Source organism: Streptomyces sp. CCM_MD2014 (assembly GCF_000772045.1).
Lineage (GTDB): Bacteria > Actinomycetota > Actinomycetes > Streptomycetales > Streptomycetaceae > Streptomyces > Streptomyces salinarius.
In genome coordinates this window covers 314,422-333,713 of record NZ_CP009754.1, presented here as the reverse complement: position 1 = coordinate 333,713, position 19,292 = coordinate 314,422, and the positions used below count along the sequence as shown (strand labels likewise).

Genomic DNA, 19,292 nt, shown 5'->3' with positions numbered 1-19,292 from the left:
CCCTATCGCTCGTGCCGCTCGTGAGATTGGAGGAACGGGCCGGTGACCGCAGCACCGGGAACCACCGGCCCGGAACCCACCATGCAGACCACCGACAACAGCCTCACCTGGCTCCTGCAGAACCTCCTGGACCGCACCCCCGGTACCCGCCACGCCCTCGTCCTGTCCCGCGACGGCCTCAAACTCTGCTGGACCGAGCACCTCACCCTGGACCGGGCCGACCAGCTCGCCGCGATCTGCTCGGGCATCCAGGCCCTCGCCCAGGGCGCCTCCGTCGAGTTCGGCAACGGAACCGGCGGCGTGCGCCACTCCATGACCGAGTTCCACGGCGGCCTGCTGTTCATCGTGGAGGCGGGTGAGGGCGCCCACCTGGCCGTCGTCGCGGTCGAGGACGCCGACCCCGGTGTCGTCGGCCACCAGATGACCGAGATGGTCGAGCAGATCGGCGACCATCTGAGGGCCGAGCCGCGCCACGCCGTCCCCGGGAGCAGCTCGTCGTGACGCGCAGGCCCGTGGACACCGGCGCACCCGACCGGCTCTACACGGTCACGGGCGGGCGCAGCCGTGCCGACGACTCGTTCGACCTCGTCACCCTGGTGGTCGCCGAGTGCGGGCCGACGGCCGGCATGCAGTCGGAACACGTCCGCATCCTCGACCTGTGCCGGCACCCCACGGCCGTGGTCGAACTCGCCGCCGAACTGGCCCTGCCGATCACGGTGGTCCGCATCCTGCTCGGCGACCTGCTGGCCACCGGCAGCATCACCGCCCGACACCCGCGCCTGGGGCAGACCGCCGCGTCGCACCCCGATACCGCCCTGCTCCAGGAGGTGCTCCATGGACTCCGCAACCTCTGACCCGACGGCCTCCGCAGCCACGCACACGGCCGCGGAAGCCCTCGCGCCCTCCGGCCGCACGCCGCTGACCGACGCCGCGGAGACCGGGCTGAAGATCGTCGTCGTGGGCGGCTTCGGAGTCGGCAAGACCACGCTCGTCCGCTCCGTGAGCGAGATCCGGCCGCTCAACACCGAAGAGGTCATGACCCAGGCCGGAGTCGGTGTCGACGAGACCGGCTCGGTCACCGCGAAGACGACCACCACGGTGGCCTTCGACTTCGGCCGCATCAGCCTCAACGAACGCATGGTGCTGTACCTGTTCGGCGCCCCCGGTCAGGAACGCTTCTGGTTCCTGTGGGACCGGCTGTTCTCCGGCACCCTCGGCGCGGTCGTCCTGGTGGACACCCGCCGTATGGACGACTCCTGGTACGCGATAGACCGGCTGGAACACCACCGGACCCCCTTCGTGGTGGCCGTGAACCGCTTCGACGACGACACCGCCCGGCACTCCCTGGACGAGATCCGGCTGGCCCTCGCGCTGCCCGACCAGGTGCCGCTGGTCGACTGCGACGCGCGGGTGCGGACGTCGGGCAAGAACGTACTGGTCACCCTCGTGGACCACCTCTACAAACTGGCCCTGGCCCAGGAGAGCGCATCGTGACCGATCTAGACCCCTCACCCCACCCCGTCGCCGCGCCGGGCTGCCCCGCGCACCCGGACGCCGTGCCGCTGGCCGGGCTGGAGTACCAGCAGACACCGTCGGAGCTGTACCGAGGACTGCGTGCCGAACACGGCGCCGTCGCACCCGTGCTCCTCGACGGCGGCATCCCGGCCTGGCTGGTCCTCGGCTATCCCGAGGTCAGCTATGTGACCAGCCACGACGACCTGTTCGCCCGGGACTCGCGCCGCTGGAACCAGTGGGGCAGCATCCCGCCCGACTGGCCCCTGCTGCCCTACGTCGGTCATCAGCCGTCCGTCCTGTTCACCGAGGGCGAGGAACACCGGCGGCGGGCCGGCGTCATCACCCAGGCACTCGCCGGCATCGACCAGTTCGAACTGGCCCGGGACTGCCGGCAGCTCGCCGACCGGCTCATCGCCGCCTTCGCCGGCAGCGGCCGCGCCGAGCTGATGAGCGGCTACGCCCACCCCCTGCCGATGATCGCCGCCGTGCGCATGTGCGGGATGCCGCACGGCGGTGCCGAGACCCGGCAGCTCGTCGAGGACCTGCGGATCTCCCTCGACGCGGCCGAGGGGGACGACCCGGTCGCCGCGTACACGCGCGTGGGCGAGCGCATCCACCGGCTGGTCCGGCACAAGCGCGAGCGCCCCGGACCCGACGTCACCTCCCGGATGCTGACCCATCCGGCGGGGCTGACCGACGAGGAGATCGTCCAGGACCTGATCTCCGTCATCGCCGCCGCCCAGCAGCCCACCGCCAACTGGATCGGCAACACGCTCCGCCTGCTGCTCACCGACGAACGCTTCGCCCTCAACGTCTCCGGCGGCCGCCTGAGCGTGGGGGAGGCCCTCAACGAGGTGCTGTGGCTGGACACGCCCACGCAGAACTTCATCGGCCGCTGGGCCGTGGGCGACACCCAGCTGGGCGGCCGGCAGATCCGGGCCGGCGACTGCCTCGTCCTCGGCCTCGCCGCGGCCAACACCGACCCGCAGCTGTGGCCCGAGGCCCACGTCGGCGCCGAGAACTCCGCGCACCTGTCCTTCAGCAACGGCGAGCACCGGTGCCCCTACCCGGCGCCGCTGCTCGCCGACGTCATCGCCCGCACCGCGGTCGAGACCCTGCTGGAACGGCTCCCCGATCTCGTACTCGCCGTCGAGCCGGGGGAGTTGACCTGGCGCCCGTCCATCTGGATGCGCGGTCTGACGACGCTGCCCGCCGTCTTCACGCCCGTCGTGGCCTGACGCGCACGGCCCGTCAGGCAGCGGGGGTGAACCGCACCGGCAGCGACTGCGGGCCCCGGGTGAACACGCCCCGCTCCACGACCTCGAACCCGTCCTCCGTGCGCAGGTCGGGCAGGGCGTCCAGGAGCTGCCCGACCCCGGTCTCCACCTCGGCCTTCGCCAGCAGCGCCCCGACGCAGAAGTGCCGGCCGAGCGCGAAGGCGAGATGGTCGGCGGCGGCCGAGAAGGCGGTGGTGGTGGTCAGGTCGTCCCGCATGATGTCGAAGCGGTCCGGGTCGCGGTAGCGGCTCTCGTCCCGGTTGGCCGCTCCTATCAGACAGGTGACGGTGGCGCCGGCGGGTATCGTGCCGCCGCTGAGCGTGACGTCCGTCGCCGTCTGACGCATGATCATGTGGACCGGAGGGGTGTAGCGCAGCGTCTCGGCGAAGGCACGCGGAATCAGGCTCCGGTCCTCGCGCACGGCCGCCAACTGCTCGGGGTGGGCCAGCAGGTTGGCGAAGATGCCGGCGATCGCCTTGTCGGTGGTCTCGCCGCCCGCCGCGAGCAGCAGGCTGCAGAACGCCTTGATGTCCTCGTCGCTCATCCGCACTCCGTCCACCTCCGCGGCGCACAGCGTGGACAGCAGGTCGTCGCCCGGCTTCTCGCGGCGCTCCCGGATGATGGGGATCATGTACTCGGCGAACTCCACGCGGGTGCGCGCACCGGCGGCGGCGACCTCCTGGTCCCCCGAGAGGTTGCCCAGGAACGCGATGACCGAGGTGTACCAGCCGTGGAACCGGTCGTGGTCGGCCTTGTCCAGACCCAGCATGTCCGCGATGACGTTGACGGGGAACCGGGTGGCGTAGTCGGCGACCAGGTCGGCGCGGCCGGTGTGCCGGAACGCGTCGATCAGCTCACGGGAGTTGCGCTCGATCACCGGCAGGAACCGCTCCTGGAGTTCGGACCCGCGGAAGGCCGGGGCGACCAGCGCGCGCCGGACCGCGTGCTCCCGGCCGCTGAGCTGGAGGATCGTCCGGCCGTGCACGGGTTCGATCTGCCAGTCGTAGTTCTCGGTCGTGAACTGACCGGCGCGGTCCTTGAAGACGCGCTCCACGTCCTCGTAGCGCGAGACGACCCAGCTCCGGGTGGCCTCGTGCCGGATGAGGGGCGCGCTCTCCCGCATCATCCGGTAGACCGGATACGGGTTCGCCGCGAACTCGGGGGAGAGGATGTCGGGGACCTGCTGCGCGGTGGACATGAGACTCCTCGGTCGACAACGGCCTTTTCCCACCAGGCTATTGACGACATGGTGTCTTCGACAGACCGCGCGGAGCGGCGGTTCGGGCCGGGTCAGGCCTCGCCGTCCACCGAGGCGCGCAGCCGTGCGCTGGCCATCCGCATGTGCTCGGCCATCGCCCGGTCCGCCGCCTCCGGATCACGGGCACGGATCGCCTGAAGCACCGCGTCGTGCTCGCACAGCGTGCCGCTGACCGTCCCCTCGATGTCGCTGACGCGCTCCATCCAGACCTGGAGCAGCGCCCGGATGCTGTGCAGGATGTCGCTGAGCACGGTGTTGCGGGCGATACGGGCCGTCTCCAGGTGGAAGGCGATGTCGGCGTCGATGAACGCCGTCACGTCCCCGCCCGCGTCCCGCATGTGCCGCAGGTGCTCCTCCAGCCGGGCCACGTCCTCGTCGCTCGCCCGCTCGGCCGCCAGCCGGGCCGAGACGCCCTCCATGTACGTGCGGACCTCGACCAGGTCCTGGGTGCGCCGCTGGCCCAGCATCAGGCCCCAGTTGATCGCACGGGGCAGGAACTCCGAGGTGCCCTCGCGCACGTAGGAACCGGAGCCGGGGCGGATCTCGATGATCCCGAGCACGTCCAGGGCCGAGAGGGCGCCGCGCACGCTGGAGCGGGCGACGCCGAGGGCCTCGGCCAGCTGGCGCTCCGCGGGCAGCCGGGTGCCGGGCCGGATGTCGCCGGCCGAGAGGTGGTCGAGGAGCCGCTTGGCGACCTCGCTCACGGACGACTCGCGCACCACGGGACGCAGCAGCTGCGCGAGGTCGGGCGTGGCGGCGGAGTTGTGCTGATCAGGCTGACTGGTCACGGTCACCAGTCAACCAGATGCCGCGCGTACGCGGCTGACCAGGCAGTTCATGGCGTTTTCGGGTGTGGTTTGTCAAGAGTCGGGTCAAGGGAAGATCTATGAACCTCGCCACACTGGTAAATTGGTGACCAATTTGGCTCCGGAGGCATAGCGTGAAGACGAACCGGTCGGCCGCCTTCGTGGCGGACCGCCCGGTGTGACCCAACCCGGACGGAGTTGTCCGGGCGAGCCGAGGAGTCGCCATGGGTGCCCAAGCGCCATCCGCGGCAGTCGAGAGAACTGCCATCAAGAAGGTCTCAGTCCGCCTCGTGCCGTTCGTGGCGCTGATGTTCTTCGTGAACTACCTGGACCGCACGGCCGTCTCGTTCGCCGAACCGAACGGCATGGGCCAGGACCTCGCCCTGACCGCCGCCCAGTTCGGCTTCGCGTCCGGGATCTTCTTCCTCGGCTACATCGTGCTCGAGGTCCCCAGCAACATGGCCCTGCACCGCTTCGGGGCCCGCCGCTGGCTCGCCAGGATCATGGTGACCTGGGGCATCGTCTCCCTGCTCTTCACGTGGGTCAGCAGCAGCGGCCAGCTCTACACGCTCCGCTTCCTGCTCGGTGTCGCGGAGGCCGGGTTCTTCCCCGGCGCCATCCTCTTCCTCAGCCAGTGGGTGCCCTCCCGGCACCGCACCAAGATCCTGGGCCTGTTCTACCTGGCCCAGCCGCTGACCACGGTGTTCGGGGCTCCGCTCGCGGGCTGGCTGATCGGCCGGCACGGCCTGTTCGGCCTCGAGGGCTGGCGCGTGATGTTCCTCTTCGTCTCGCTGCCCGCGATCATTCTGGGCGTCGTCGCCTGGTTCTACCTGATCGACAAGCCCGCCGACGCCAAGTGGCTCACCCCCGCCGAGCGCGACTGGCTGACCACCGAACTCGCCGCCGAGAACGCCCGGAAGACCGGCCACGAGGGCAAGCACGCCAAGGGCGACCTCAAGAAGGCCTTCAGCAGCGGACGCGTGTGGATCCTCGCCGCCGTCTACTTCGGCTTCGTCTACGGCCTGTACGCCCTGGCCTTCTTCCTGCCGACCATCATCAACGGCTTCCAGGACCAGTACGACACCACGTTCAGCGTCATGGACAAGGCCTGGATCACCGCCATCCCGTACCTGCCCGCCGCGATCGTCCTCTTCTTCTGGACCCGGCACGCCACCCGCCACGGCACCCGCACCTGGCACGTGGCCGGACCGGCCGTCGTCGGCGGTGTGTCCATCCCGCTCGCCCTCTACATGGGGTCCCCGACCGCCACGGTCGCCGTCATCACCGTGACCGCCTGCGCCATCTTCGCCGCCCTGCCGGTCTTCTGGTCGGTGCCCTCCCGGTTCCTGACCGGAGCCGCCGCCGCGGCCGGCATCGCCCTCATCAACACCGCGGGCAACATCGCCGGGTTCGCGTCCAGCTACATCACCGGCTGGCTCAAGGACTGGACCGGCGCCTACTACGTACCGCTCTACCTCGTCGGCTTCTTCATGCTGCTCTCCGCCGCACTGATGATCCTGCTCGCCGTGCGCCACAGCACCGACGAACCGGCCGCAGCCGCCGAGCACCAGGCCAAGGAGGCCATAGGATGACCCGCCTGTTCAACGACCCGGCCGCCTTCGCCGACGAGGCGCTGGAGGGCTTCGCCGCCGCGCACCGGCGCTGGGTGCGGCCGGTCACCGGCGGAGTCGTCCGGGCCGCGGCCACACCGGCCGGTCAGGTCGCCGTGGTCATCGGCGGCGGTTCCGGCCACTACCCCGCCTTCTCCGGGCTGGTCGGCCGCGGGCTCGCCCACGGCGCGGCCGTCGGCAACGTCTTCGCCTCCCCCTCCGCCCGGCAGATCCACTCGGTGGCCCGGGCCGCGCACGGCGGCGCCGGAGTCCTGCTGATGTACGGCAACTACGCCGGTGACGTCCTGCACTTCGGACAGGCCGCCGAGCGGCTCGCCGCCGACGGCATCGACACCCGCACGTTCGCCGTCGCCGACGACATCTCCAGCGCGGGCCCCGACGAGTCCGCCAAGCGGCGCGGCATAGCCGGTGACCTGCCCGTCTTCAAGGCGGCCGCCGCCGCGGCCGAGCAGGGCCTGCCGCTGGACGAGGTACTGCGCGTCGCCGAACGGGCCGGCGCCCGCACCCGCTCCTTCGGCATCGCCTTCTCCGGCTGCACCCTGCCCGGCGCCGATCACCCCCTGTTCACCGTCCCCGAGGCCCGCATGGCCGTGGGCCTCGGCATCCACGGCGAGCCCGGCATCGGCGAGGAGGCGCTGCCCACCGCCGACGAGGCGGCCCGGCTGCTGGTCGGGACACTGCTGAAGGAACTCCCCGAGGACGTCGCGGACGCGGCCGGACAGCGCGCCGCCGTCATCCTCAACGGCCTCGGCTCCGTCAAGTACGAGGAACTGTTCGTCGTCTACCGCAAGGTCGCCGCACTCCTCGGCGAGGCTGGCGTGGAGATCGTCGACCCCGAGGTCGGCGAACTGGTCACCAGCTTCGACATGGCCGGCGTCTCGCTCACCCTGACCTGGCTGGACGACCGGCTGGAGGAGCTGTGGCGGGCTCCGGCCGACACGCCCGCCTACCGCAAGGGCGCCCTCGGCACCCCGGAGCAGGCGCCCGTGACCACACAGGTCCAGGACACCGCCGTACCCGCCGCCACCGCCGTACCCCCGGCCTCCGACGCCTCCCGCGAGGCGGCCGCCACCGTCCTCGCCGCACTGGACGCGGTGGCCCGCGTGGTGGACGCCCACGCCGACGAACTCGGCCGCATCGACGCGGTGGCCGGCGACGGCGACCACGGCATCGGCATGCGGCGCGGCTCCACCGCCGCCCACCGGGCCGCCACCGACGCCCACGGGCTCGGCGCGGGCGCGGGCACCGTCCTGGCCCGTGCGGCCGACGCCTGGGCCGACAAGGCGGGCGGCACCTCCGGCGCCCTGTGGGGCATGATCCTGCGCTCGCTCGGCACGGCCCTCGGGGACCAGGACGCCCCCGACGCCCGCCGGGTCGCCGACGGGGTCACGGAGGCCTCCGCCGCCGTACGCCGGCTGGGCGGCGCCGAGACCGGAGACAAGACCATGGTGGACGTCCTGGTCCCGTTCGCCGACGCGCTCGCCGCCGCCACCGCCGAGGGGCTGTCCCTCACCGGCGCCTGGGACCGGGCCGCCACCGTCGCGACCGCGGCCGCCGCCGGGACCGCGGACCTGCTGCCCCGCCGGGGACGGGCCCGCCCCCATGCCGAGAAGTCCCTCGGCACCCCCGACGCGGGCGCCCACTCGCTCGCCCTGATCACCCGCGCCGTCCACGGCGCACTGCTCGACCACTGAGGAAAGCCGCCATGACCGACAAGCTCCGCATCGTCGTCGGCTCCGACGACGCCGGCCACCAGTACAAGGAAGCCCTCAAGCAGGACCTCCTCGACAGCGCCCTGGTCGCCGAGGTCACCGACGTCGGCGTCGACGCCGACGGACACACCGCCTACCCCAAGGTGGCCATCGCCGCCGCCGAGATGGTCGCCCGCGGCGACGCCGACCGAGCCCTGCTGGTGTGCGGCACCGGCCTCGGCGTCGCCATCGCCGCCAACAAGGTGAGGGGCATCAGGGCCGTCACCGCCCACGACTCCTTCTCCGTCGAGCGGGCGATCCTCTCCAACAACGCCCAGGTCCTGACCTTCGGCCAGCGCGTGGTCGGCCTCGAACTCGCCCGCCGCCTGGCCGCGGAGTGGCTCACCTACCGCTTCGACGAGAGTTCGGCGTCGGCCGCCAAGGTCCAGCTGATGAGCGACTACGAGACCGCCGACGGGACCCCGGGCGACGGGAGCGCGGCCGGTGACGGGGCGGCCGCCTGATGCCCGCCCCCGCAGCCTCCCCCCTCCTGCTGGGGGTGAGCCTCAAGATGTACTTCGGCCACCACCAGACGCTCAACTGGTCCCGCAGGATCGCGGCCCTCGCCGAGCGCCACCCCGCCGTCACCTCCGGTGCCGCCCGCCTCTTCGTCCTGCCCGCCTTCCCGGCCCTGGTCCCGGCCACCGGCATCCTCGCCCCCTACGGCGTCGCCCTCGGCGCACAGGACATCGCCACCGAGGACACCGGCCCCTACACCGGCGAGGTCGGCGGCCCCCTTCTCAAGGAGATCGGCTGCCGTTACGCCGAGGTCGGCCACGCCGAGCGCCGCCGCCTGTACGGCGAGGGCGACACCGTCGTCGCCGCCAAGACCGCCGCCGCCCTGCGCAACGGCCTCACGCCCGTCCTGTGCGTCGGCGAACGAGACGAGGCCGACCCGGCCGACGCCGCGGCCCGCACGGTCGCCGAGGCGGAGCGGCTGCTCGCCGGGCTGGAGGGCGCGGTCGTCCTGGCCTACGAGCCGCAGTGGGCCATCGGTGCCCCGCGGCCCGCCTCCGCCGACCACATCGCGACCGTCTGCACCGCCCTGCGCGGCTGGCTCGACTCGCAGCCCCGGCACGCCGGTTCCACCGTCATCTACGGCGGCAGCGCCGGCCCCGGTCTGCTCACCCGCCTGGACGGTACCGTCGGAGGCCTCTTCCTCGGCCGCTTCGCCCACGACCCGGCGAACGTCGAGGCCGTCCTCGACGAGATCCGCTCCCCGGCCACGACCCCGGCGGCGGTGGCGTGATGGCGTACGGCATCAGCACCTACGCCTACTTCTGGCGCGTCTCGGCCCGCGCCACCGAGCCCATGTCCCTGCCCGCGATGCTGCGCGACACGGCCGGACTCGGCGGCGAGGTCTTCCAGATCTGCGACTACGCGCCGATCGAGTCCTACGACCGCGCGCGACTCGCCGACCTCCGAGCCACCGCCGACGACCTCGGCCTGACCCTGGAACTCGGCACCCGCGGCATCCGCCCCGAGCACCTGCTCAAGTACCTCGACACGGCGGGTGAACTGGGCGTGACCCTGGTCCGCTCGATGCTCAACACGGCCGACCACCGACCGGGCACCGCCGAGGCGGTCGCCCTCCTGAAGGAAGCGGTGCCGCGCTACGCCGCCGCGGGCGTCACCCTCGGCCTGGAGACCTACGAACAGGTCGCCACCGACGACCTCGTGAGCGTCGTACGCGCCGTCGACGACCCGCACCTCGGCATCGTCCTCGACCCCGGCAACAGCGTCGCCCGGCTCGAACGACCCGCCGACGTCGTGGCCGCCACCGCGCCCCACGTGGTCAACATCCACGTCAAGGACTTCGCCTTCACCCGTCGCGACGGCTGGGTCGGCTTCACCTACGCCGGCTGCCCGCTCGGCGAGGGCCTCCTGGACTACGACGCCATGATCGCCGCGGTCGGACCCGAGGAACGCGGCGTCAACCAGATCGTGGAGCACTGGCTCCCGTGGCAGGACGAGGGCTACGACGCCACCGCCCGGCTCGAACACCAGTGGACGCAACACAGCATCAACACCCTCCTGAGGAGCGAGTAATGGCCACCGAGATCCAGACCCGGGCCGACGTCACGACCGTCGCCGTCATCGGGGCCGCCGGCAAGATGGGCCAGCGTGTCTCCAACAACCTGGTCGAGAGCGACTTCCGGGTGCTCTTCAGCGAGGCGTCGCCCAAGGGGCAGGAGCTGATCCGCGGCCTGGGGCGTGAACTGACGGAGTCCGCCGCGGCCGCAGCAGAGGCCGACGTCGTCATCCTCGCCGTGCCCGACGTGGTCCTCGGCAAGGTCTCCGAGGAACTGGTGCCGCTGATGAAGCCGGGCACCGTCGTCCTCACCCTCGACCCGGCCGCCGCCTACGCCGGTCTGCTCCTCGCCCGCGACGACATCCACTACGCCTGCGCCCACCCCTGCCACCCCTCGGTGTTCCTGGAGCGCACCACCAAGGAGGAGTGGCAGGACACCTTCGGCGGCATCGCCGCCCCGCAGGAGGTCGTCGCCGCCTACGAGGGCGGGGACGCCGCCAAGCGGGAACTCGCCGACTCCGTCATCCGCGTCATGTACGCCCCGGTCGTCGACGTCCACTGGGTCACCGTCAAGCAGCTCGCGGTCCTGGAGCCGACCCTCGTCGAGACCATCGCCTGCATGGTCGGCGCCCTGCTCACCGAGGCCCTGCACGAGACCGTCCACACCGTCGGCGTCCCCGAGAAGGCCGCCCGCGCGATGCTGCTCGGCCACACCCAGGTCGCCCTCGCCAACACCCTCAAGGGCTCCAACCCGTTCTCGGACGCCTGCCTGATCGCCATGGACTACGGCCGCGAGTCCATCGTGCGCGAGGACTGGAAGAAGGTCTTCGAGGACGAGGAGCTGGACAAGGTCATCACGCGCATGCTGAAGATCAAGGAGATCAAGCGCTGACCCACCCCGTACGGCCGACGCCGGAGACCCGCACGGGCCTCCGGCGTCGCGCGTGCTGTCAGGATCGGATGTCGAACCCGCCCCGCACCGCGAGCAGTTCGGACAGGTCCGAGCCCACCGCCAGCTCGCGCGGCTCGGCTCCCCGCCGGAACAGCCGGGCGTCGCGCTCGCCGCCGAGCACGGCCCTCTCGCCCTCCACCCGCAGCCAGGAGCCTTCGCGCAGGCCCAGCACGGGTACGTCGTTCTCCTCCAGGAACTCCCGGAGCCGCTCCTCACGGGTCTCGCCCTTGTGCGTCGAGGCCGGGTCCGGGTCGAGGTAGTGCGGATTGATCTGGAACGGGACCAGCCCGAGCGCCTCGAAGGACGGCGGCTCGACGATCGGCATGTCGTTGGTGGTGCGCAGCGAGGGCGCCGCCATGTTGGTCCCGGCGCTGGCCCCCATGTACGGCAGCCCGCCGGCCACGGCCTTGATCAGCGCCTCTCGCATCCCCGTGCGGTACAGCGCGGACAGCAGCCGGAAGGAGTTGCCGCCGCCGACGAACACCGCGTCCGCCTCGCCGAGCCGCGCGAGCGGATCGCCGCCCTCGTGCACGCCCCGCACCTCGATCCCGGCGCCGGACAGCGCGCCGCGCACCCGGGCGGTGTACGCGTCGTGGTCGGCGAGCGCGTACGGCACGAAGGCGAGCCGGGCCCCGGTGGGCAGGAAGCCGGTCACGGTGTCGAGGGCGTGTTCCAGGTAACCGCGGCCGTGCTGGGTGGAGTTGGACAGGAGCAGAAGATTCACGGGTCGGTCCTCGCAGACGGGTGGATCGGGCGGATCGGGTGGGTCGGGTGAAGCGGTGGGTCAGGCGCTGGGAGGCGTGCGCGGCGAACGCGGGCGTCGGTGGTGCTGGGGCGGATGCGTCAGCCGCTGCTCCAGCAGCCGGACGGCCCGGCGCAGCACCTCCAGCCGGTCCTCGGGCCCCTCGGGAAAGCGCTCCTTGGCGGCGCCGAGACTGAGGCTGCCGTAGGGCTCCGAGCCGAGGAACACCGGCATGGCGACCGTTCCGATGCCGGCGTCGTACTCGCCGACCGTCCACGCGTAGCCCTGCGCGCGGACGGTGCGGAACTCGCGCTCCAGCTGGTCCGGATCGGTGACCGTGCGCTCGGTGAAGCGTGCCATCGGGCGCCCGCGGAAGAGCCGGTGGCGCTGGTCGTCGGGGAGGAAGGCGTAGAACGACTTGCTGGTGGCGCCCGCGTGCGCCGGATACAGCTCGCCGACCAGCGGGTAGTAGCGCAGCGGTCCCTCCTCGCCCTCGACGGCCGCGACACAGCGCATGTGGAAGCTGTCCGGCAGGCAGAAGAGCACCGTGTCGCCGGTCGCCGCCCGCAACTCCTGGAGGACCGGTTCCGCGAGCAGTTCCAGGGATCCCGAACGCTCCCAGAGACGCCCCAGGCGCAGGGCGGCCGGGCCGATCCGGTAACGGCGGGTCGCCGGGTCGGAGACCAGGAAACCGCGGCCCGCGAGGGTGGAGAGCAGCCGCTGGGCGACCGAGGTGTCCCAGCCGAACTCGGCGGCGATCTCGGTGACCCCCCAGTCCGGACGGGTGCGCTCGAACGCCAGCAGCACCAGCAGGGCGCGGTCGACGGTCTGCAGCGCCCCGGCCGGTGTCCGGCGGTCCAGGGGCTCAACGGGGCGACCGGGCATGACGGCTCCTCTCCTTCACATCTCGCCATTCAGACTCGTATTGCAGATAACGGGAAACAGTTGCGGACAACGCTAGTCGATCCCGAACCTGCTGTGAGCACCGCCCCCGGTGCGGATCAGGAGAACTGCCCATGTTGAAGTACGTCCTGGACCTCGTGGATCTGCTCGACGATCCCGACGTCGACGGCAAGCGCGTCGCCGCCCACCTCGACTCCGTGGCGGGCCCGGAGGGCTCCGGCGCCGAGGTCACCACCGTCACCGGCGAGCGCGGCTCGACGGACTTCGTGCTCGTGCGCATACCGGGCCGGGCGGGCCGCAGCAGCGGTGGTACCGCGCGGACGCTCGGCGTGGTGGGGCGCCTCGGCGGCGTCGGGGCACGCCCGGAGGCCGTTGGGCTGGTCTCCGACGCGGACGGCGCCGTCGCGGCGCTCGCCACCGCCGCCAAGCTCCTCGACATGCGGCGCCGGGGCGACGTACTCGACGGCGACGTGATCGTGGCCACGCACATCTGCCCGAACGCCCCGACCGCACCGCACGACCCGGTCCCCTTCATGGACTCACCGGTCGACATCGCGACCATGAACCGGCACGAGGTCACCGGCGAGATGGAGGCCGTGCTCTCCGTCGACACCACCAAGGGCAACCGGATCGTCAACCACAAGGGCCTCGCCCTGTCGCCCACCGTGAAGGAGGGCTGGGTGCTCAAGGTGAGCGAGCGGCTCGGCGAGCTGCTGGCCGTCGTCACCGGTGAGCCCTTGGTCACGTACCCGGTGACCACCCAGGACATCACCCCGTACGGTAACGGTGTACACCACATCAATTCGATCCTGCAGCCGGCCACGGCGACGGCCGCTCCGGTGGTCGGCCTCGCGATCACCTCGGCGGCGGCGGTGCCCGGCTGCCAGACGGGCGCGAGCCACGAGACCGACATCGCGGCCGCCGCCCGGTTCGCCGTCGAGACCGCCAAGGCCTTCGGCGGCGGACAACTCGACTTCCACGACCACCAGGAGTTCGACGCCCTCGTGTCCCGCTACGGCTCGCTGACCCGGCTGCAGACCCTCGGCCGCGAACCCGGGGGGTCGTGATCATGGCCATGGACAAGAACACCGCCGCGGAATCGGCGCGAGCGGCCACGGGAGCCGTGGGCAGCGACGACTACGCCCTCTCCCGCGTCCCGCGCGACAAGCGGCTCGGCTTCTGGACCATGCTGCTGCAGTGGCTCGCGCAGTCCGGCTCCATCTCGCAGTTCACCCTCGGCGCCACCATCGGCGTCGGCATGACCTTCGGCGACGCGTTCCTCGCCTTCACCCTCGGCGCGGTGATCCTGGAAGTCGTGATCTTCGCGATCGGCCTCGCGGGCATGCGCGAGGGTCTGGCGACCCCGCTGCTCACCCGCTGGGCGGGCTTCGGCCGCAACGGATCGGCCCTGGTCAGCCTGGTCATCTCGGTCAGCCTCGTCGGCTGGTTCGGCGTGCAGAACACGATCTTCGGCGACAGCGTGTCCGCGCTCGTCGGCGGCCCCTCCTGGCTGTGGTGCACGGCCGCCGGGGTCGGGATCACCGTGCTGGTGATCTTCGGCTTCCGGTACATGGCCGTCTTCGCGAAGATCGTCACGCCGCTGTTCTTCGCCATGGTCGCCTGGTCGGTCACCGACGCGCTGAGCGACCACTCCTTCTCCGAGCTGATCCACTCCCCGGCGCCCGGCGAGAGCATCCCGCTCGCGGTCGCCGCCACCGCCATCGCGGGCGGCTTCATGACCGGCGCGATCGTCTCCCCGGAGATGACCCGCTACAACCGCAAGGGCAGTCACGTCTTCCTGCAGAGCGCCTCGTCCATGATCCTCTCCGAGTACATCGTCGGCCTGACCGGCGTGCTGCTCGGGCACATGGTCGGCAGCGGCCAGGTCTCCCAGATCGTGCTCTCCACCTCCGGCGTCTTCGGCGTGCTCGTCGTCCTGATGTCCACCGCGAAGATCAACGACTGGAACCTGTACGGCTCCTCGCTCGGCGTCGTCAACTTCTTCCAGGTCGTCTTCGGCAAGCGCGTGCACCGCGGCGCGGTCACCATCGTCCTCGGCATCGCGGGCACCCTGCTCTCCGCCGTCGGCATCATGACCCACTTCACCGACTTCCTGTCCGTGCTGGGCGTCGCCATCCCGCCGGTGGGCGGCATCATCGTCGCGGAGTACTGGGTGGTGCGCCGCATGCGGGCGCCACTGGACGCCACCCGCGCCGCGGAGACCCTGCCCGCCACCTCGCCGACCTGGGTGCCGATGTCCCTGGTCATCTGGGCGGTCGCCTTCTGCGTCGGAAAGTTCTACGACGGCGGCATCCCCGCCCTGAACTCCCTGCTGACCGCCTTCGTCCTCTACTGCGTCCTCGGCCTCGCCGGCTGGATCAGGGCGTACGGCACCACAGCCCTGGACGACACCGCCGAACCCACCCCGGCCGCCTCCGGCACGGCCACCGTAGGAGCACCGTGAGCACCACCGTCCCCAGTCCCGTTCCCACCGTTCCGGCCTCCGAGGAGGCCCAGCGGGAAGTCGTCGGCCTGTGCGCGGAGCTGATCCGCTTCGACACCTCCAACCCGACCAGCGACGAGCGCGCCTGCGCCGACTGGGTCGTCGCGAAGCTCGCCGAGGCGGGCATCGCCTCCGAGCTGGTGGAGAGCGCCCCGGGCCGCGCCAACGTCGTCGCCCGCATCCCCGGCGCCGACGCCTCCCGGGGTGCCCTGCTGGTCCACGGCCACCTGGACGTCGTACCGGCGGACGCGGCCGAGTGGCGGGTGCCGCCGTTCTCCGGCGAGATCCGCGACGGCTACCTGTGGGGCCGCGGCGCCATCGACATGAAGGACACGGTGGCGGTCATGCTGGCCACCGCCCGCCACTTCGCCCGCACCGGCACCCGGCCCGCCCGCGAGATCGTCCTCGCCTTCCTCGCCGACGAGGAGGCGGGCGGCAGGTTCGGTGCCCACTGGCTGGTGGAGCACCGGCCCGAGCTGTTCGCCGGGGTCACCGAGGCGATCGGCGAGGGCGGCGGCTTCAGCTACGCCCTGGACGACACTCGGCGCCTCTACCCGATCGAGAACGCCCAGCGCGGCATGGCGTGGATGGAGCTGACGGCGTCGGGCCGCGCCGGACACGGTTCGTCGCCCAACGACGAGAACGCCGTCACCGACCTCGCCGAGTCCCTCACCCGCATCGGCCGCCACACCTTCCCCGTCCGCCTGATCGAGCCGGTGCGCGCCCTGCTCGCCGAGGCCGCGCGCCTCCAGGGGGTCGACCTCGACCTCAACGCCGAGGATCTGGACGCAGAGCTGGCCAAGCTGGGCCACGTGGCCGACTTCATGCAGGTCGTGCTGCGCAACTCCGCCAACCCGACCATGTTCACGGCCGGCTACCAGACCAACGTCATCCCGGGCCGGGCCACCGCCCGCGTGGACGGCCGCTTCCTGCCGGGCCACGAGCAGGAGCTGATCGACACGATCGACGCCCTGCTCCTGCCCTCGGTGTCCCGCGAGTGGGTCAACCACGACATCGCCATGGAGACCTCCTTCGACGGCCCGCTCGTCGACGCCATGTGTGCCGCCGTGCGCGCCGAGGACCCCGACGGCCACCCCGTGCCGTACTGCAACCCGGGCGGCACCGACGCCAAGGCCTTCACCAAGCTGGACATCCGCTGCTTCGGGTTCAAGGGGCTCAAGCTGCCCCACGACCTCGACTACGGCAGGCTGTTCCACGGCGTCGACGAGCGCGTGCCGCTGGACGGCCTGCGTTTCGGGGTGCGGGTGATGACGCGGCTGTGGCAGCAGTGCTGACCGGTACGGCCGTGGGGAATGCCCCCGCGGCCGTCCGTGTTGTGTCCGGTGACTGACATGCGCGGGACAGAACGGCAGCCCGCGCCGCGGTCGGAAGGAGCACCATGGCACGCAGCACCGCACGCCCGGTCGTCAGGCTGAAGTCGACGGCGGGCACCGGCGTCACCTACGTCACCCGCAAGAACCGCCTCAACGACCCCGACCGGCTCGTCCTGCGCAAGTACGACCCGGTGGCGGGGGAGCACGTGCCGTTCCGCGAGGAACGCTGAACGGCGCCGAGGAACAGGAGGAGGCAGTCGTGAAGGTCCGAAACTCACTGCGCGCCCTCAAGGCCCGGCCCGGCGCCCAGGTGGTGCGCCGCCGTGGCGTCACCTACGTGATCAACAAGAAGGACCCGCGCTTCAAGGCCCGCCAGGGCTGAGCGGCCGCGCTTTACGGCCCGGTCCCCGCTGCCGACGGGGGGCCGGGCCGAGGCGTGTCCGTTCGGGTACGCGGCCGGGGTCAGTCGGTCACGTCGACGCCGTACCCCCGGGCGAGGGCGCCGAGGCCGTGGTCGTAGCCCTGCCCGACGGCGCGCAGCCGCCAGCTCTCCCCGCGCCGGTAGATCTCCGCCAGGAGCATCGTGCGTTCGGTGGTGGCGGCGTCCAGCGTGGCCTGGGCGAGGGCGGCCGCGCTGGTGCCGGGGCCGGAGACGATGTGCAGCGCGCCCACGTCGCCGAAGGCGGGGGAGCCGTCGATCGCCGCGGCGACGACGACCTTGCGGGCCGAGGGCGGCAGCGTCGCGAGGTCCACGCTGACGGTCTGCTCGGTCGGCCCGTCGCTCAGCAGTCGCACCGTGCCGCCCGGGTTCTCCGGGGCGCCGTAGAAGACGAAGTCCTCGTCGAAGGAGACCTGCTCGTCCTCGTCCAGCACGAACGCCACCACGTCGATCTCGCACGCCGTCTGCTGGGCCCAGGAGGCGGTGACGGTCCAGCGGTCCGCAGGTCCCCGGCCCCTGGGCAGCGGAAGGTCGACCACACCGCCGCGCGGCAGCACATGGGCGGCCGCACGCCGGCCTTCCGCCCCGGACGCCTGCGTGACCACCGGTGCGACCAGCCACGCGGCGTCATGGACGGGCAGGAGCAGTTCGGTGATCCTCGCCAGGCGGCGGTCGCCGTGGCCGCCGTCGAGGACGACCACGTCGGTGACACCGGCGGAGAGGTTGATGGCCGCGGCTCCGCCGAGTTCGACGACACGGGTGCGGGCGGCCACCGCGTCGGGGTGGGTGCCGCCGAGCACGAGGACCCGGCGCCCGGTCAGTGGCCCGCGCGGCTTCGCGGAGCGCTTCGCGCCGGGCTTCGGACCGGCGGCCCCGCCCGCGTCGGGTTCACGCGGGGCCGGCACGGCCGGGAGCGCGGGGGAGGACGGGGGCGCGGGCTCCGGAGCCGGTGCGGGTTCCCGGACCGGCGCGAGTCCCCGGTCCGGTACGGCTGCCGGGGTCGGCGGCACGGGGTGCGGGGGCCGCGCGGGTTCCGGGGCCGGTACGGGGTGCGGGGGCCGCGCGGTTTCCGGGATCGCCGCCCCCTCGTGCGGGGTGCCGGGGCGGACGTCGCCGAGCAGCCGCAGGAAGGCCGACTCGTCGATCACCGGGACGCCCTCGGCACGTGCCCGGCGCGCCTTGGCCGAGCCCCCGGAGGGCTCGTTGGCGACCAGGGCACTGGTGTGCCTGCTGACCGAGCCCATCATGTTGAGGCCCGCCGCGACGCCCCGCAGCACCAGGTCAGCGCGGGCGGTCCCGGTCTCCCCGGTGACGGCGATCTTCATGCCCTGCACCAGCGGCCCGCCCGGGGTCAGCCGCCCCGGGTTGCGGAAGGCGCACGGCGTCTTCGGCGGCTTCGGTGCGAACCGCGGGTCCTGCCGCGGTGGGCAGGCCACCAGGGGCAGCGGCAGGTCGAGCCCGGCCGCCGCCCGCAGCGAGGCGCGCAGCACCCCCGCCAGCACCCGCGTGTCGTCCAGCGCGTCGTGCGCCTTGAGCTGGGGCACGCCGTAGTGCGCGGCGAGCGTGCCGAGCTTCAGGTCGTCGGTCGGCGGGTCGACGCGCCGGTTCAGGGCCAGGGTGCACAGCCGCCTGTCCACGGGCAGCCGCAGCCCGGCCCGTGCGAACTCGTGGGCGAGGAAGTCGTAGTCGAACTGGGCGTTGTGGGCGACCAGCACCCGGCCCTCCAGCAGGGCCCCGATCCGCTCCGCCACCTGTTCGAAGGCCGGCGCCCCGCGCAGCCGCTCCGCCGTCAGTCCGTGCACGTGCACCGGCCCCGGATCGCAGCCGGGGTCCAGCAGAGTGGAGAACTCGCCGGTCTGCTCGCCGTCCGGGCCCAGGGTCACCACGGCCACGGACAGCACCCGGTCGCGGCGCGGTACGAGGCCGGAGGTCTCCACGTCGACCAACGCCCATTCGAAGGCGTAGTCGCGCAGGTCGGACAGGTCGGAGGGGGCAGACGCGAGAGACATGAAGGAAGGATGGAGGCATATCCACATCTCCTTCAACTCCAACGCCCATTCCTCCCGTTTCGCGGTCTTGTCCACCCGCGTCGCACACCCCCCGGCCCGCCCTGACACACTGCGGAGCGCGTCATCCGCCCCGCCCACAG

The 19,292-nt window shown here is 72.2% G+C and carries 20 protein-coding genes; 15 read left to right on the top strand and 5 right to left on the bottom strand.

Going from position 1 to position 19,292, the window contains the following annotated elements; translation table 11 throughout:
* Positions 1–81: 81 nt before the first annotated feature.
* Genes NI25_RS01495 through NI25_RS01480 form a run of 4 tightly spaced genes read left to right on the top strand, consistent with a single transcriptional unit; the run spans position 82 to position 2,753 of the window.
* Positions 82–501: a roadblock/LC7 domain-containing protein gene (locus tag NI25_RS01495; RefSeq protein WP_061446693.1), complete on the top strand. Its 420-nt coding sequence runs from the start codon at positions 82–84 to the stop codon at positions 499–501.
* Positions 498–854 (top strand): DUF742 domain-containing protein, encoded by a 357-nt coding sequence (locus NI25_RS01490; protein ID WP_031038983.1) that lies wholly within the window; start codon positions 498–500, stop codon positions 852–854. The genes NI25_RS01495 and NI25_RS01490 overlap by 4 nt, the downstream gene beginning before the upstream one ends.
* Positions 835–1,494 (top strand): GTP-binding protein, encoded by a 660-nt coding sequence (locus NI25_RS01485; protein ID WP_228954666.1) that lies wholly within the window; start codon positions 835–837, stop codon positions 1,492–1,494. The genes NI25_RS01490 and NI25_RS01485 overlap by 20 nt, the downstream gene beginning before the upstream one ends.
* Positions 1,491–2,753: a cytochrome P450 gene (locus tag NI25_RS01480; RefSeq protein WP_061440667.1), complete on the top strand. Its 1,263-nt coding sequence runs from the start codon at positions 1,491–1,493 to the stop codon at positions 2,751–2,753. The genes NI25_RS01485 and NI25_RS01480 overlap by 4 nt, the downstream gene beginning before the upstream one ends.
* A gap of 13 nt (positions 2,754–2,766) precedes the next feature.
* On the opposite strand, the gene NI25_RS01475 is transcribed toward NI25_RS01480, so the two are convergent.
* Both NI25_RS01475 and NI25_RS01470 read right to left on the bottom strand, forming a co-directional pair.
* Positions 2,767–3,990 (bottom strand): cytochrome P450, encoded by a 1,224-nt coding sequence (locus NI25_RS01475; RefSeq protein WP_061440666.1) that lies wholly within the window; start codon positions 3,988–3,990, stop codon positions 2,767–2,769.
* 92 nt (positions 3,991–4,082) lie between these two features.
* Positions 4,083–4,844, bottom strand: a complete 762-nt coding sequence (locus tag NI25_RS01470) for a FadR/GntR family transcriptional regulator (protein WP_061440665.1) — start codon at positions 4,842–4,844, stop codon at positions 4,083–4,085.
* Positions 4,845–5,080: 236 nt separating this feature from the next.
* Between NI25_RS01470 and NI25_RS01465 the strand changes: the two genes are divergently transcribed.
* Genes NI25_RS01465 through NI25_RS01440 form a run of 6 tightly spaced genes read left to right on the top strand, consistent with a single transcriptional unit; the run spans position 5,081 to position 11,162 of the window.
* On the top strand, positions 5,081–6,448 hold the full coding sequence (locus NI25_RS01465; RefSeq protein ID WP_061440664.1) for an MFS transporter: 1,368 nt from the start codon (positions 5,081–5,083) through the stop codon (positions 6,446–6,448).
* Positions 6,445–8,181: a dihydroxyacetone kinase family protein gene (locus tag NI25_RS01460; protein WP_061440663.1), complete on the top strand. Its 1,737-nt coding sequence runs from the start codon at positions 6,445–6,447 to the stop codon at positions 8,179–8,181. The genes NI25_RS01465 and NI25_RS01460 overlap by 4 nt, the downstream gene beginning before the upstream one ends.
* Positions 8,182–8,192: 11 nt before the next feature.
* The gene (locus tag NI25_RS01455) at positions 8,193–8,702 is read left to right on the top strand and encodes a ribose-5-phosphate isomerase (RefSeq protein ID WP_061440662.1); all 510 of its coding nucleotides are present in this window, start codon (positions 8,193–8,195) and stop codon (positions 8,700–8,702) included.
* A complete protein-coding gene (locus NI25_RS01450; RefSeq protein WP_061440661.1) occupies positions 8,702–9,487 on the top strand; it encodes a triose-phosphate isomerase in 786 nt (261 codons plus the stop codon). The genes NI25_RS01455 and NI25_RS01450 overlap by 1 nt, the downstream gene beginning before the upstream one ends.
* On the top strand, positions 9,487–10,287 hold the full coding sequence (locus NI25_RS01445) for a sugar phosphate isomerase/epimerase family protein (protein ID WP_061440660.1): 801 nt from the start codon (positions 9,487–9,489) through the stop codon (positions 10,285–10,287). Before NI25_RS01450 ends, NI25_RS01445 begins: the two co-directional genes overlap by 1 nt.
* Positions 10,287–11,162: a phosphogluconate dehydrogenase C-terminal domain-containing protein gene (locus NI25_RS01440; protein WP_061440659.1), complete on the top strand. Its 876-nt coding sequence runs from the start codon at positions 10,287–10,289 to the stop codon at positions 11,160–11,162. The genes NI25_RS01445 and NI25_RS01440 overlap by 1 nt, the downstream gene beginning before the upstream one ends.
* Before the next feature lie 58 nt (positions 11,163–11,220).
* On the opposite strand, the gene pepE is transcribed toward NI25_RS01440, so the two are convergent.
* Positions 11,221–11,946 carry a dipeptidase PepE gene (gene pepE, locus NI25_RS01435; protein ID WP_061440658.1) on the bottom strand — a complete coding sequence of 242 codons (726 nt, stop codon included), beginning with the start codon at positions 11,944–11,946 and terminating at the stop codon, positions 11,221–11,223.
* 60 nt (positions 11,947–12,006) lie between these two features.
* Complete coding sequence (locus NI25_RS01430; RefSeq protein WP_061440657.1) at positions 12,007–12,849, bottom strand: IclR family transcriptional regulator; 843 nt, start codon at positions 12,847–12,849, stop codon at positions 12,007–12,009.
* 131 nt (positions 12,850–12,980) lie between these two features.
* Between NI25_RS01430 and NI25_RS01425 the strand changes: the two genes are divergently transcribed.
* From NI25_RS01425 to ykgO, 5 genes are all read left to right on the top strand, one after another.
* Positions 12,981–13,934, top strand: a complete 954-nt coding sequence (locus NI25_RS01425) for a DUF1177 domain-containing protein (protein WP_061440656.1) — start codon at positions 12,981–12,983, stop codon at positions 13,932–13,934.
* A gap of 2 nt (positions 13,935–13,936) precedes the next feature.
* Positions 13,937–15,331 carry a cytosine permease gene (locus tag NI25_RS01420; RefSeq protein WP_061446692.1) on the top strand — a complete coding sequence of 465 codons (1,395 nt, stop codon included), beginning with the start codon at positions 13,937–13,939 and terminating at the stop codon, positions 15,329–15,331.
* A complete protein-coding gene (locus tag NI25_RS01415; protein ID WP_061440655.1) occupies positions 15,328–16,665 on the top strand; it encodes a M20/M25/M40 family metallo-hydrolase in 1,338 nt (445 codons plus the stop codon). Before NI25_RS01420 ends, NI25_RS01415 begins: the two co-directional genes overlap by 4 nt.
* Positions 16,666–16,769: 104 nt before the next feature.
* Positions 16,770–16,934, top strand: a complete 165-nt coding sequence (rpmG, locus tag NI25_RS01410) for a 50S ribosomal protein L33 (RefSeq protein WP_019330754.1) — start codon at positions 16,770–16,772, stop codon at positions 16,932–16,934.
* 29 nt (positions 16,935–16,963) lie between these two features.
* Complete coding sequence (gene ykgO, locus NI25_RS01405) at positions 16,964–17,086, top strand: type B 50S ribosomal protein L36 (protein ID WP_003978293.1); 123 nt, start codon at positions 16,964–16,966, stop codon at positions 17,084–17,086.
* 80 nt (positions 17,087–17,166) lie between these two features.
* Here ykgO and NI25_RS01400 read toward each other — a convergent pair whose 3' ends face one another.
* The gene (locus NI25_RS01400; RefSeq protein ID WP_061440654.1) at positions 17,167–19,152 is read right to left on the bottom strand and encodes a TerD family protein; all 1,986 of its coding nucleotides are present in this window, start codon (positions 19,150–19,152) and stop codon (positions 17,167–17,169) included.
* Positions 19,153–19,292: the final 140 nt, after the last annotated feature.